The organism is Acrocarpospora macrocephala (assembly GCF_009687865.1).
Lineage (GTDB): Bacteria > Actinomycetota > Actinomycetes > Streptosporangiales > Streptosporangiaceae > Acrocarpospora > Acrocarpospora macrocephala.
On the sequence record NZ_BLAE01000033.1, the window covers coordinates 39,851 to 53,687 of the forward strand.

Here is a 13,837-nt window from a genome sequence, read left to right on the forward strand (position 1 = left end):
GGAGCCCCGCGATGTCCCCCGATCGCGCCTACCGCGCCACCATGGGCCTGTTCGCCACCGGAGTGACCGTCATCACCGTCGGGCACCAGGGCGTCAGGCACGGTATGACGGCCAGTGCCGTGATGTCGGTGTCCCTGCGGCCGCAGTTGCTCGCGGTCGCGGTGGACAACCGGTCCCACACCAACGAGATGGTCCAGCGGGCCGGCCACTTCACGGTGAACATCCTGGCCGAGGGGCAGGCGGAGGTGGCGCGGCGGTTCGCCCGGCCGATGGCGAGGGAGGCCGAACTCTTCGGCGCGGCGCCGACCACGGTCGGCCCCGCCGGCGACCCCGTTCTGCCGGCGACACTGGCCCACCTGTCCTGCGAGGTCACCTCCGTCCACGAGGAGGGGGACCACACGCTCTATGTCGGACGTGTCACCGCGCTGTGGCGCACGCCTGAAGCGACCGCGCCGCTGATCTTCTACGCCGGCCGGTTCTGCTCCACCAGCTGCCGCGTCTGCATCGCCCGCGTCGACCCGACCGAAGCCCTGTACGCCCTGCACGGGGGCTGAGCAGCCCGTCCGCACGGCGGAGGAAGAAAGGCACATTCATGGCACAGTTAGTTCTCGGGCTCGGGGTCTCGCACACCCCCCAGATGAGCATGCCCAGCGACCTGTGGGCCTCGTACGCCAGGCATGACCGGAAGAACCCCAACCTCATCTACCGCCGCAAGAAGTGGGCCTACGAGGACCTCGTCGCGGCCAGGGCCGGGGACGGCATCGCCGAGCGGATCAACGAGGAGACCTTCTCGGCCCTGCACGCGCGAGCCCAGACCGCGGTGGACTCGCTGGCCGCCAGCCTCGCCGAAGCCGCGCCCGACGTCGTGGTGATCGTCGGCGACGACCACCACGAGATCTTCGCCGAGGACAGCATGCCCACGTTCGCCGTCTACTGGGGCGAAACCGTGCGGGCGATCCCGCCGGAGAAGTTCTGGTTCCCCGAGGTGGCGACGGCGGCCTGGGCGCTGTACGGCGAGCAGCCCGAGACCTACCCCTGCCACGCCCCGCTCGGCGAGCACCTGATCCGCGGCCTCAACGGTTCCGGTTTCGACGTGGCGCAGGTGCGCGCGCAACCGGAGGGCCAGTCCATCGGGCACACGGTGGTGCTGGTCCGCAACCGGCTCATGGACCGGGAGGCCGAACCGCTGCCGATGGTGCCGGTGCTGCTCAACACCTACTTCGAGCCGAACCGGCCGACCCCGGCACGCTGCTGGGAGCTGGGCAAGGGCCTGGCCGCGGCGATCGCGGCCTACCCGGAGGAGCTGCGGGTGGCGGTGATCGCCTCCGGCGGGCTGAGCCACTTCGTGGTGGACGAGGAGCTCGACCGCGCCGTGCTGAACGCGATGAAGGACCGCGACGAGGACGCCATCGCCGGGTTCTCCGGCGAGGACTTCGTCTCCGGCACCAGCGAGTCCATGGGCTGGCTGGCCGTCGGCGGCGCCTGCGCGAAGCTGGACATGGAGATCGTCGACTACATCCCGGCCTACCGCACCGAAGCGGGCACCGGCTGCGGCATGGCCATGGTGCGGTGGTCGTGATGGCGCCCGGCCAATCGATGCTGGTGGTCAGCGCGCACGCCGCGGACTTCGTCTGGCGTGCGTCCGGCGCCATCGCCCTGCACACGGCCGCGGGCGGCACCGCGACGGTGGTCTGTCTCTCCTACGGCGAGCGGGGCGAGTCCGGCGACCTGTGGCGGGAGCCCGGCCAGACGGTGGAGGCGGTGAAGACGCGCAGGCACGCCGAGGGGCAGCAGGCCGCGGCCGAGGTGGGCGCGGACTACGTCCCGCTGGATCTGGGCGACTACCCGCTGGAGGTGCCGGCGGAGGCCATGCGGCGGCTGGTCGAGGTCTACCTGCGGACCCGCCCGGACGTGCTGCTCGTGCACGCTCCGGCCGACCCGTTCAATCCCGACCATCCGGTCGCCTCGGCCGCGGCGGTCAAGGCCAGGCTGCTGGCCATGGGCGCGGGCGGGGTCCCGGCCGCGTTCCCGACGATCCCGCCGCCGAGCATGTTCGCCTTCGAACCGCATCAGCCCGACCAGTGTGGGTTCGCCCCCGACACCTACCTGGATGTCACGGCGGTGTTCGACCGCAAGCTGGCGGCGATGGGGGCGATGGCCTCGCAGGCGTACCTGGCCGGCCACTACCGCCAGCGCGCCGAGCAGCGCGCCTACCAGTCCCGCTATCTCGGCGCCGGCGCCGAGGTGCGCTATGTGGAGGCGTTCCAGCGGATGACCCCCGAACTGCGGGACCGGCTGTGAACGGGTTCGCCCAGCTGGGCGTGTCCACCGTGTACGAGGCGTCCGGCCGGGCCGGTCTGGTGGACGGGGCGCTGATCCGGGTGGTGCCGGGCAGCCGGGCAGCCGGTCCGGCCCGTACCGTGCGCTGCGGTCAGGACGACAACCTGGGCATCCACCAGGCGCTCGATCGCATCGAGCCCGGGGAGGTGCTGGTGGCGGTGATGCCGCGGCCCGCCCCCGTGGCCCTGGTCGGGGAGCTGCTCGCCGTGCAGGCCAAGGCGCGCGGGGCGGCTGCGCTGCTCCTCGACGCGGCCGTGCGCGACGTCGACGAGCTGGCCGAGGTGGGCCTGCCGGTGTGGGCGCGCTGGGTCTGTCCGCGCGGCGCGGACAAGGAGCTCGCCGGAGAGCTCGATGTGCCGGTCGAGTTCGGCGGCATCGTGATCGCGCCGGGCGACACGGTGGTGCTCGACGGCGACGGCGCCGTGGTGGTGCCCGCGGCTGGCGCGCGGGCGACGCTGGCCGCCTCCAGGCAACGGGCGTCGGTGGAGCGGGAACTGCTGCCCCGGTTGGCCGCGGGCGAGGCGACACTCGACCTCCTCGACTTGAGAACCAGGATCGGAACGGCGTGATGACACAGACACAGAGCTACCGGGTGGCCGTGGACATCGGCGGGACCTTCACCGACGCGGTCTGCCTGAGCCCCGAGGGAACGGTACGGCTCGCCAAGGCGCTGTCGATCCCCGGCAGGCAGGATTCCAGCGTGCTGGAGGCGGTCGAGCGCATCGGCGTCGGCCTCGCCGAGGTCGGTGATTTCATCCACGGGACGACCACCGCGCTCAACGCGTTGCTGGAGCGTTCCGGCGCCCGCCTGGCCATGGTGGTCACCCGCGGCTTCAGGGACGTCTACGAGATCGGCCGCGCCAGCCGCCCGGAGATGTACAACATCCACTACCACCGGCCCCCGATGCTGCTGCGCCGCCGCGACGTGTTCGAGGTGGCCGAGCGGGTGGGAGCCGACGGCGAGGTGGCGCTCCCGCTGGACGAGGCCGAGGTGACCGCGCTGGCCGCGCGGCTGGCGGCGGACTACGAGGCGGTCGCGGTGTGCTTCCTGCACGCCCACCGGTTCACCGAGCACGAGCGGCGTGCCAAGGAGCTCATCAGCGCGGCGGCGCCGGGGCTGGCGGTGGTCGCCTCCCACGAGGTGGCCCCGCAGTGGCGGGAGTACGAGCGTTTCTCCACCACCCTGGTCTCCGCGTACGTCACCCCGAAGATCGGTGACTATCTCAGCCGGCTGGAGACCCGGCTGGCCGAGGACGGGCTGCCCGTACCCCTGCACGTCATGCAGTCCAACGGTGGGGTGATGACCGCGCAGATGGGTGTGAGCCGGGCCGTGCAGACGCTGTTCTCCGGCCCGGTGGGCGGCACCGTGGCCGGGGTGGCCATCGGCGCCCAGCTCGGCGTGGACCGGCTGATCTGCGTTGACATGGGCGGCACGTCGTTCGACGTCTCCCTGGTCGTGAACGGCTCCGCCGACATCGACGCGGAGCTGGAGATCGAGGGCCATCCCGTGCTCACCCCATCGGTGATCATGCATTCGCTGGGCGCCGGCGGGGGGTCGATCATCCACGTGGAGTCCGGCGGCCTGCGGGTGGGCCCGGAGTCGGCCGGAGCCAGCCCCGGCCCCGCCTGCTACGCGCGGGGCGGCGAGCGGCCCACCATCACCGACGCGAACCTCCTGCTCGGCCGGATCCCGGAGGACACCCGGATGGCGGGCACGGTCGCGCTGGACCGCGCCGCCGCCGAGCGGGCCATGGCGCGGGTCGCCACCGAGCTCGGCCTGGACGTCACCCGGCTGGCGGCCGGGGCGGTGGCCGTGGCCGACGCGGCGATGGCGGACGCGATCCGGGAGCTGACCGTGGCCCGCGGCATCGATCCGCGCGGGTTCGACCTGCTCGCCTTCGGCGGGGCCGGGCCGCTGCACGCCGTGGCGCTCGCCGAGGAACTGGCCATCCCGCGGGTGATCGTGCCGGCGGCTCCGGGCACGCTGTCCGCCTGGGGCATGCTCCAGGCCGACGTCCGGCACGACCTGGTGCGGGCCTTCTTCGCGGTCGCGGGACGCGTGCCCGCGGGCCGGGTGGCCGAGGAACTGCACGCCCTGCGGGCCGAGGCGCGGGGGTTGCTGGCGGCCGAGAACGTGTCCCCCGCCCAGATGGTGCTCCAGAGTTCGGGGGACCTGCGCTATGCGGGCCAGGAGTACACGCTGACCGTGCCCCTCCCCGAGCGCGTCAACGGCGCCGCGCTCGGGGAGGTAACCGAGGCCTTCCACGCCGCGTATCAGGAGCGCTACGGGCACAGCAACCCGGCGGAGGACGTGGAGATCGTCAATCTGCGGGTGGCCGCGATCGGAGTCCGGCCGCGGCCCGCCACACCGCCTGTCGAAGCCCGGCCGCGACCCGCGCCCACCCGGTGGGCCAGGACGGTGTTCAGCGGCGAGGCGCACGACACCGCCGTGCACGACCGCACGGATCTGGGCGCGGGCAGCCGGGTGATCGGTCCGTGCATCGTCCTTGAAACCGGGTGCACCACCCTGGTCCCGCCGGGCTGGCAGGCCACCCTGACCGAGCATGGCCACGTGATCCTGGAGAGGCTGACATGACCACGATCTCGCCATCCGCGAACCTGCCCTCGCTGGTCGATCCGGTCACCGTGGAGGTCATCCGCAACGCGCTGTCGTCGATCGCCCGCCAGATGAACAACAACCTGGCCCGTTCGGCGTATACGCCGATCATCTACGAGATGAAGGACTGTTCGGTCGGCGTCTTCGACCGGCACGGCCGGCTGCTCGGCCAGTCGCCGGGGCTGCCGATGTTCCTCGGCAACCTCGAGATGGGCATCAAGGTCACCACCGAGAAGCTCGGCGGGCCGGAGCACTACCGGCCGGGCGACGTGTTCATGGTCAACGATCCTTATCTGGTCGGCAGCCACACGTACGACGTGACGATCTTCTCGCCGATCTTTCACGGCGAGCGGCTGATCGGATTCGGGGCCACGAAGGCGCACTGGCTCGACATCGGGGCGAAGGAGGCGGGTCGGCCGGTCGACACGACCGAGATCTATCAGGAGGGTTACCGGTTCGGCCCCACGTACGTCTATCGCGCGGGCGAGCCGGAGACGCAGGTGCTGGACTACATCACCCGCAACAGCCGGTTGCCCCGCTCGGTCTGGGGTGACCTGCACGCGCAGATCTCGGCCTGCCGTACCGGGGAGCGGCGTTTGGTCGCGCTCTACGAGCGGTTCGGAGGGGACGTGGTCGAGGCGGCGGCGGAGGAGATATTCGCCCAGTGCGAGCGGCTGGACCTGGAGGCCGTCTCGCGCATACCGGACGGCGTGTACCGGGCGGAGGGCGCGATGGACTCCGGCGGGCCCGGGCAGCCTCCGGTGCCGGTGAAGGTCGCGGTGACCGTGTCGGGCGATCGCATGAGCATCGACCTGACCGGCTCCAGCGGTCCCACCGCGGGCTCGGTCAACTCCCCGCTGCCCGGCACGGTGGCCGGTGCCCGCCTGGCGTACAAGTGCCTGATCAACCCGAACGTCCCGGTCACCGATGGCACGTTCAGGAATCTGACGATCGTGGCGCCGCCGGACACGGTCTTCAACGTCACCGAGCCGCACGCCACGATCTACTACTATCCGCCGCTCGGGTTGATGATCGACCTGGTGATCCGGGCGCTGGCCGACGTGCTGCCCGACGATGTGGTGGCCGGTCAGCCGGCCGATCCGATGAACGTGACCTTCGTGGGCACGCGGGCCGACGGCAGCCGCTACGTCACCGGGGAGGCGACCGCGGTGGGCTGGGGGGCCTCGTCGGCGGCCGACGGCGCCAACGGAATGATCAACTATGGTGCGGGGGACCTGAAGAACTACCCGGTCGAGGTGCTGGAGACGCGCTATCCGATCCGCGTCAACCGTTACGGGCTGCGGGAGGGCTCCGGCGGCCCGGGCAGGTTCCGCGGCGGTCTGGGCATCGTCCGGGAGTACGAGACCCTGGCCGAGGAGACCTATCTGTCTCTGTGGCTGGAGCGGTCGACCCTGCCCGGATGGGGCCTGCACGGTGGGGGCGACGGCGCGCGCACCCATGGCGAGATCGAGTCGGACGGCGTGACCGAGGAGGTGCTCAAGGTCGGCGCGCGGCCGCTGCGCAAAGGTGCGCGGATCAGGGTGATGACTGGCGGGGGAGGCGGTTACGGACCGCCTGCGGAGCGTGATCCGGCGAAACGGGACGCCGATCATGCCGACGGATATGTCCACGATTCCTACGAAATGCCAGATATGTGGGGCATACTACGCTTCGCCGCCCCGGACCCGTACAGGAGTTAATGTCATGCGGAATCGCACTTTGATCACCGCAGTGGCCGCCGTGTTCGCCCTGGTTGGATGCACCCAGGTCACGCCCCCCACTGTCCGGGAAAGCCGCACCGTGTCAGCGGTCTTCTCCAACATCGCCGAGACCAAGTCCCTCGACCCCCACCTGGCCTTCGCCTCCGAGTCGGTCCTGTTCGTCCGGCAGGCCTACGACAGCCTGCTCGAATACAAGCCGGGCGGGACAGAGATACGCCCCGCGCTGGCCACCAAGTGGGAGTCGGCGGCGGACGCCAAGACCCACACGATCACCCTCCGCTCCGGCGTGCAGTTCCACGACGGCTCCACCCTGGACTCCGCGGTCGTCAAGGCCAGCGTGGACCGCCTCCGCGAGATCAACCAGGGCCCGGCCACCCTGTTCGGCAACCTCGACACGGTGGAGACGCCCACGGCCGACACCGTGGTCTTCAAGCTCAAGAACGCGGACGCGTTCTTCCCCGGCATGCTGCCCAAGCTGCCGATCGTCTCCAAGAAGGCGATCGACGAGCACAAGACCGCCGACGACCCGTGGGCCAAGGAGTGGTTCACCGGCAACGAGGCGGGCAGCGGGCCGTACACGCTGGGCACCTGGGAGCGCGGCAAGGCCATCACCCTCAACGCGTTCGAAGGCTACTGGCAGAAGTTCGAGGACGGCACGCCCACGAAGGTCACCCTGCGCACCGACCCGGACGTCACCACCGCCGTGCAGCTCATGTGCCAGGGCCAGGTGGACATGATCGGCGGCATCGGCACCGACCAGACCGACCAGGCGGCGGCCTGCGCCGACGTCAAGGCGGTCCAGCAGCCCAAGCTCGGCGTGAACACGGTCTTCTTCAACCTGAAGGCCAAGGGCCCGGTCAGCGACGTGCGCGTACGCAAGGCCATCGCGCTGGCGGTGGACTACAAGGCGTACCTGGAGTACTTCAAGGGGCGCGCGCAGGAGGCGCGTGGCCCGCTGCCGCCCGGCGCGGTGGAGTTCGAGCCGCCGTTCCCCGCCTTCGCCCAGAACCTCGACGAGGCCAAGCGGCTGCTCGCCGACGCGGGCTACCCCGATGGCGGGTTCACGCTCAGCTACCTCGGGCTCAAGGGCCTGGCCTGGGAGGAGTTCTTCGGCACCCTGCTGGAGCAGAACCTCAAGCCGCTCGGGATCAAGGTGAAGCAGACCCTGGTGGGCTGGCCGCAGATGGTCTCCATGCAGGGCGACCCGAAGACGGCTCACGACCTGTCCTTCCTGGTGCTGAACATGGTCACGCCCGACCCGACCTCGATCCTGCGCAACTACACCACCGCGGCGCGTGCCGACAAGGGCGGGATGAACTGGGCCTACTACTCCAACAGCGGCCTGGACGAACGGCTGGGGCAGATCAGCGGCATCCTGGACGAGACCCAGCGGCTGAACGAGCTCCGCGAGGCGCAGCAGTCGATCATCGATGACCAGGTGGCGATCTGGTTGCCCTCGTCCAACATCTACCAGCCCGTCGCCAAGAAGTGGGAGGTCAGCTACGAGCCGATCGACTTCGTGGTGATGGTGCGCTTCTTCTACGCCAGGGAAAGCTGATCGGAGGGCGGAGGTGACGGACAACAGAGAACGAACCATGCGGTTGCGGGCCGGATCGCGGCTGCTCAGGCTGCTCGCCAGCCTCATGTGGATCCTGCTGGTGGTGTGGGTCGCGGTGTCCGTCACCTTCGTCCTCAGCCGGATCGTGCCCGCCGACCCCGCCCGGCTGGCGGCCGGGCTGGACGCGGGTCCCGAACAGGTGGCCGAGGTCCGGGCCGAGATGGGGCTGGACCAGCCGCTGGCCGCGCAGTACGGGAGATACCTGGGCGATCTCATCACCGGTGACCTCGGACGGTCGCTGCAGACCCGCCAGCCGGTCATCGACGACCTGCTCACCGCGCTGCCCGCGTCGCTGGAGCTGATCCTCGCGTCGTACCTGATCTACGCCGTGATCGGCATCCTGGCCGGCATCGCCTGGGCCTACTGGCCACGCGGGCCGCACACGCTGCTCCTGCGCTTCGGCGCGGTGATCGGCGTGGCCGTGCCGGTGTTCTGGGTGGGGCTGGTGCTGCAGGTGGTCTTCGCCGGCAAGCTGCAGTGGTTCCCGGTGGCGGGCAACTTCGACTTCGAGGGCACCGGCGTGCCGAAAGTGACCGGTATGGGGCTGGTGGACACCGCGCTGACCGGGCAACTCCCGCTCATCGGGGAGGCGCTGCGCACACTCGCGCTGCCGGTCGTCACGCTGGTGGTCACCCATCTGGCGGTGACGATGACGCTGATGCGCTCCTCGCTGGAGGAACAGCTCAAGCGGCCGTACGTGCGGACGGCCAGGGCCCGCGGCGTCAAGGAGCGGCGGATCGTGTTCGTCGACGCGCTGCGCAACTCGCTCAACCCCGTCGTGACCATGCTGGGGCTACAGCTCGGCTGGAGCCTGGGCGGCGTGGTGATCGTCGAGGTGATCTTCTCCTGGCCGGGGTTCGGCCTGTACGCCTACCAGGCGTTCAGCGCCTTCGACTACAACGCGATCATGGCGATCACGCTGCTGTCCACGGTGGTCTTCGTGACGGTCAACGCGCTCGTCGGAATGATCTATCCGATGCTCGACCCGCGGCTGAAGGAGGCCCGATGACCGCATCGCAGGCCCACGCCGGGAGCCCGGGAGGAGGGCCGCCGCCCGCCGCCGCGCCGGGCGCGGCCGCGCGCCGGTCACGTGCGCCGCGCCGTCCGACCTGGTCGCAGATCTGGGCCGCGGCCACCGTGCTCACGATAGCCGCCCTGCTCCTCGCGCCGGGCTGGCTGGCCCCGTCCGACCCCTACCACCTGGACGTCTCACAACGATTCCAGCCGCCGACCGCGGCACACCTGTTCGGCACCGACGACGCCGGCCGGGACATCTTCAGCCGGGTCATTCACGGCGCCCGCTACTCGATCGGCACCAGCCTGGTCGTGGTCACCGCGGCCGCGCTCTTCGGGACCGTGTACGGCGCGGCGGCCGCGTGGTTCGGCGGCGCGATCGACCGGGTGCTGATGCGGATCGTGGACGTGTTCCTCGCGTTCCCGTACCTCGTCTTCGCGATGGCCATCTCCGCGTCACTGGGCCGAGGGCTCACCTCGGCGCTGATCGCGCTCGTCTCGCTCTGGTGGCCCAGCTACGCGCGGATGGTGCGCGGCCAGGTGCTGTCCCTGATCAAGGACTACCACGTGCGGGCCGCCCGCACGCTGGGCGCCTCCGGCCCGCAGATCCTGCGCTGGCACGTGGTGCCGCACACCTACGACCAGGTGCTCGTCCGCTACACCCTCGACCTGGGGCAGGCGCTGATCGCCCTCACCGGCTTGTCCTTCCTCGGGCTGGGCGCCCAGCCGCCCACTCCGGAGTGGGGCCTGCTCATCGCCGACGCCAAACAGTACGCGCTCACCGCCTGGTGGGCCGCGGTCCTGCCCGGCTGTGTCGTGTTCCTGGTCACGCTCAACTTCATGTCCCTGGGGGACAGGCTGCGCCGGCGCGGAGGTCTGCGATGAGCCCGATCCTGTCCGTACGCGGCCTGACCGTGTGCTACCCCAACGCCGACCAGCCCGCCGTGGACGGTGTCGGCTTCGATCTGGAGCCGGGCGCGACGATCGCCGTGGTCGGCGAGTCGGGCAGCGGGAAGTCCACGGTGGCGCTCGCGCTGAGCCGCCTGCTGAACCCGGCCGTGTCGATCCGCGCGGACGCGCTCACCTTCGAGGGCCGGGACCTGCTCGGCCTGCGCCGAGAGGCACTGCGCCGGTTGCGGGCCCGCCGCATCGCTATGATCTTCCAGTCCCCGTTCGGGTCGTGGAACCCGTCCAGGACCATCGGCGCGCAGCTCGTCGACGGGCTCCGCGCGGCGGGCCTGTGGCCGGACCGCAGGGAGCGGCTGCTGGAGCTGCTCAAGCGGGTCGGCATCGACGACCCGGAGCGGCGCCTCGGCGACTACCCGCATCGGTTCAGCGGTGGCATGCTCCAGCGCGCGATGATCGCCGGAGCGCTGGTAACCGAGCCCAGCCTGCTCGTGGCGGACGAGCCGACCAGCGCACTGGACGCCACGGTGCAGGCGGAGATCCTGGAGATCCTCGACGAGCTCCGCAAGGAGCAGAACCTCGCGCTGATGCTGATCAGCCACGATCTCGGCGTGGTCGCCCGGGTCGCCCAGCACACGCTCGTGCTCTACCGCGGGCAGGTGGTCGAGTCCGGCCCGACGGCGGCGCTCTACCGGCACGCCGGGCATCCATACACGCAAGGGCTGCTGGCGGCCGTGCCCCGGCTGGAGGGGCCGCGGAAGACACCGCTTCCGGCGATGCCCCAGGGGACCGCCACCCGCGGCGGCTGCGTTTTCGCGTCCCGGTGCCCGCGCGCCGAGGACCTGTGCCGGACCTCGGCACCGTCCCCGCGGCACCTGAACGGGACGGATGTGGCGTGTCACTTCGCCGAGGATGTACGAAGGGAACCGATATGGCGATGGTGACCCCGCTGCTGGAGCTGCGGAACCTCCGAAAGACCTTCACCGTCGGCCCCCGCGCCGTGGCGGCGGTCCGGGACGTGTCGCTGACCATCCAGCCGGGAGAGATCGTCGGCCTGGTGGGGGAATCCGGCTCCGGCAAGTCCACCGTGGCCAACCTCGTCCTGGGACTGGAACGCCCGGACGCCGGTGAGATCCTTTACCAGGGTCGGCCGCTCGCCGAGTTACTGGCCGGATCGGGCCGGGCGTACCGTTCGGCGGTGCAGGCGGTCTTCCAGGATCCGGTGCAGGCGATGGACAGCAGGAAGACCGTCGGCTGGTCGATCGCCGAGCCGTTGGTGATCCACCGGGCCGCACGCGGGGCCGCGCTCCGCTCCCGGGTCGCCGAACTGCTCGGCGCGGTCCACCTGGACCCGTCGCTGGCCGACCGTTACCCGCACCAGATTTCCGGCGGTCAGGCGCAGCGCGCCAACATCGCGCGGGCGCTCGCCCTGGAGCCGTCGCTGCTCGTCTGCGACGAGGCCGTCTCCGCGCTGGACGTCTCGGTGCAGGCGCAGATCATGAACCTGTTCCTGGAGATCCAGCAGCGGCTCTCGACCGCGATGTTGTTCATCAGCCACGCGCTGCCCGTGGTGCGCCACCTGGCCGACAGCATGGTGGTGATGTACGCGGGCGCCGTCGTCGAGCAGGGCCCCACGGAGGCGGTGTGCGAGGCGCCACGGCATCCGTACACCCGGCTCCTGATCGGCTCCTCGCTGCCGCCCGACCCGGAGCGGCAGCCGGTCCGCCCGCCGTCGGCACGCCGGGAGGCCCTGCCCACGGCCGGTTGCCGGTTCGCGCCCCGCTGCGTCCTGGCCACCGACCGCTGCCGTTCCGACGACCCCGTCCTGAGCGAGGTCGGCTCCGCGCACTCCGCCGCCTGCTGGCGCACCGACGTGCCCGCCCTGGTCGAGCCGGTGCAGGGGTGATGATGGCAGAGGTCGCGGAACCGCTCGTCGACGCGATGGTCGCCGGTGGGGTCCGGGTGCTGTTCTTCGCCTCGGGCTCCGACGTGATGGTGTTCCAGGAGGAGATCGCCCGGCGCGAGGCGCACGGCCTGCCCGCGCCGCGCCTGGTCCCCGTGCTGCACGAAACCGTGGGTCTCAACGCGGCCATGGGGTTCGCGATGGCCGGCGGCGGGGTGGCCGCGGTCGCCGCGCACGTGGACGTGGGCACCCTCAACATGGGGGCCGCCTGGCATACGCTGCGCCGCTGCGGCGAACCCGTGCTGATCCTCGCGGGTTCGCCGCCCACCTCGGAACCGGGTGTCCGGCGCGGCGGGCGCGATCATCCGGTGTACTGGCTGCAGGAGCCGGTCGACCAGCGGACGCTGTTCCGGCCGTACCTGAAATGGGACTGGCGGCTGTCCTCCTTCGACAATCCCGGGCTGGTGGTCAGCCGGGCGCTGCAGATCGCGCGCAGCGAACCCAGCGGAGCCGCCATGGTGACCCTGCCCCGCGACGTGGTGATGGGGCAGGCGCCCGATCTCCCCTACCCTGACACCGGACGGCTCGGCCTGCCCGCGCCCACACACCCGGATCCGGAGGCCATCTCCCGGCTCGCCCGCCTGATCGCCGATGCCGACTGCCCGATGATCGTCACCGGCGCCAGCGGGCGGGACCCGCGGACCGTGCCGTTGCTCACCGAACTGGTCGAGCTGGCGGGCGCCTGGGTCACCGAAAGCGGCTGGCGCGAGCGCCTCAACATCTCCTCACGCCACCCGATGCTGGCCACCGGACCGGCGCTCGGCGCGGCGGACCTGGTCCTGGTCGTCGACCGCCATATTCCGTGGGTGCCCGACGGCGGCCCGGACGCGCCTCCCGAGGACGCCACGGTCGCCTGGCTGGGCCGGGATGTGCTCGTCGCCGACGTGCCGATCGTCGAGCATCCCGCCGATCTGCGCATCCCGTGCACCACCGGGAACGGGCTCGCCGCGCTGGTCGCCGCGCTCCGCGACGCGCACACACCGGTCACCCGCCGCCGCGCGCAGGCCCGGCTGGCCGAGGGCCGACGCCGCCGCGCCGCGCTCGACACGCGACAGGACGCGGAGGCCATCGCGGCACCGGGAAGCCCGGTCGACCCCCGCCGGGTCGCCTACGAGCTGGGCCTGCTCCTCGGCGACGACGCCATCCTGCTCGACGAGGCCGTCTCCAACGCCCCGCACGTACGAGCTCACCACCGCGGCGGCAGGCCGGGGTCGTTCTTCGCGCAGAGCGGCAGCGCGGGCGGATGGGGGTCAGGCGCGGCACTGGGCGCCAAGCTCGCGGCCCCGGAACGGGACATCGTGCTCGCTTCCGGCGACGGCTTCTACTGGTTCGGGTCGCCCGGCGCCGCACTCTGGACCGCCCGCCACGCGGGCGCCCCGTACCTGGCGGTGGTGTTCGTCAACGGCCGCTACAGCACCGGCACCGTCCAGGCCGGCCACTTCTATCCAGGCGGGTACGCCGAGGCTGCCGGATTCCCTGGAGGCGTCTTCGACCCGCCGCCCGACTACGCCGCCGAGGCCGCCGCGGCCGGCGGCTGGGGGCGGTACATCGACGACGCCGACCAGGTGGCGCAGGCGCTCCGCGAAGGGCTCGCGCGGACCCGCGAAGGGGTCCCCGCCGTCGTGGCCGTCCGAGTGCGCTGAGCATGCTCAACCGAG

The 13,837-nt window shown here is 71.5% G+C and carries 12 protein-coding genes; all 12 read left to right on the forward strand.

Annotated features, from left to right (window positions below; translation table 11 throughout):
• Positions 1-11: 11 nt before the first annotated feature.
• The 12 genes from Amac_RS26790 to Amac_RS26845 are packed head-to-tail and all read left to right on the forward strand — an operon-like array spanning position 12 to position 13,822.
• Entirely contained in the window at positions 12-554 is a 543-nt protein-coding gene (locus Amac_RS26790) for a flavin reductase family protein (protein WP_155357173.1), read from the forward strand.
• Positions 555-592: 38 nt separating this feature from the next.
• The gene (locus Amac_RS26795; protein WP_155357174.1) at positions 593-1,579 is read left to right on the forward strand and encodes a DODA-type extradiol aromatic ring-opening family dioxygenase; all 987 of its coding nucleotides are present in this window, start codon (positions 593-595) and stop codon (positions 1,577-1,579) included.
• Positions 1,579-2,301 (forward strand): PIG-L deacetylase family protein, encoded by a 723-nt coding sequence (locus tag Amac_RS26800; RefSeq protein ID WP_155357175.1) that lies wholly within the window; start codon positions 1,579-1,581, stop codon positions 2,299-2,301. Before Amac_RS26795 ends, Amac_RS26800 begins: the two co-directional genes overlap by 1 nt.
• Positions 2,298-2,909: an RraA family protein gene (locus Amac_RS26805; protein ID WP_155357176.1), complete on the forward strand. Its 612-nt coding sequence runs from the start codon at positions 2,298-2,300 to the stop codon at positions 2,907-2,909. Before Amac_RS26800 ends, Amac_RS26805 begins: the two co-directional genes overlap by 4 nt.
• Complete coding sequence (locus Amac_RS26810) at positions 2,909-4,936, forward strand: hydantoinase/oxoprolinase family protein (RefSeq protein ID WP_155357177.1); 2,028 nt, start codon at positions 2,909-2,911, stop codon at positions 4,934-4,936. The genes Amac_RS26805 and Amac_RS26810 overlap by 1 nt, the downstream gene beginning before the upstream one ends.
• Positions 4,933-6,657, forward strand: a complete 1,725-nt coding sequence (locus Amac_RS26815; RefSeq protein ID WP_155357178.1) for a hydantoinase B/oxoprolinase family protein — start codon at positions 4,933-4,935, stop codon at positions 6,655-6,657. Before Amac_RS26810 ends, Amac_RS26815 begins: the two co-directional genes overlap by 4 nt.
• Positions 6,658-6,661: 4 nt before the next feature.
• The gene (locus Amac_RS26820; protein WP_170322663.1) at positions 6,662-8,236 is read left to right on the forward strand and encodes an ABC transporter substrate-binding protein; all 1,575 of its coding nucleotides are present in this window, start codon (positions 6,662-6,664) and stop codon (positions 8,234-8,236) included.
• Between the two features lie 13 nt (positions 8,237-8,249).
• Complete coding sequence (locus Amac_RS26825) at positions 8,250-9,305, forward strand: ABC transporter permease (protein ID WP_155357180.1); 1,056 nt, start codon at positions 8,250-8,252, stop codon at positions 9,303-9,305.
• Positions 9,302-10,195, forward strand: a complete 894-nt coding sequence (locus tag Amac_RS26830; protein ID WP_155357181.1) for an ABC transporter permease — start codon at positions 9,302-9,304, stop codon at positions 10,193-10,195. Before Amac_RS26825 ends, Amac_RS26830 begins: the two co-directional genes overlap by 4 nt.
• Positions 10,192-11,160 (forward strand): ABC transporter ATP-binding protein, encoded by a 969-nt coding sequence (locus tag Amac_RS26835; protein ID WP_155357182.1) that lies wholly within the window; start codon positions 10,192-10,194, stop codon positions 11,158-11,160. Before Amac_RS26830 ends, Amac_RS26835 begins: the two co-directional genes overlap by 4 nt.
• A complete protein-coding gene (locus tag Amac_RS26840) occupies positions 11,148-12,122 on the forward strand; it encodes an oligopeptide/dipeptide ABC transporter ATP-binding protein (protein WP_155357183.1) in 975 nt (324 codons plus the stop codon). The genes Amac_RS26835 and Amac_RS26840 overlap by 13 nt, the downstream gene beginning before the upstream one ends.
• A gap of 2 nt (positions 12,123-12,124) precedes the next feature.
• Positions 12,125-13,822: a thiamine pyrophosphate-dependent enzyme gene (locus tag Amac_RS26845; RefSeq protein ID WP_170322664.1), complete on the forward strand. Its 1,698-nt coding sequence runs from the start codon at positions 12,125-12,127 to the stop codon at positions 13,820-13,822.
• The last annotated feature ends 15 nt before the right edge of the window (positions 13,823-13,837 follow it).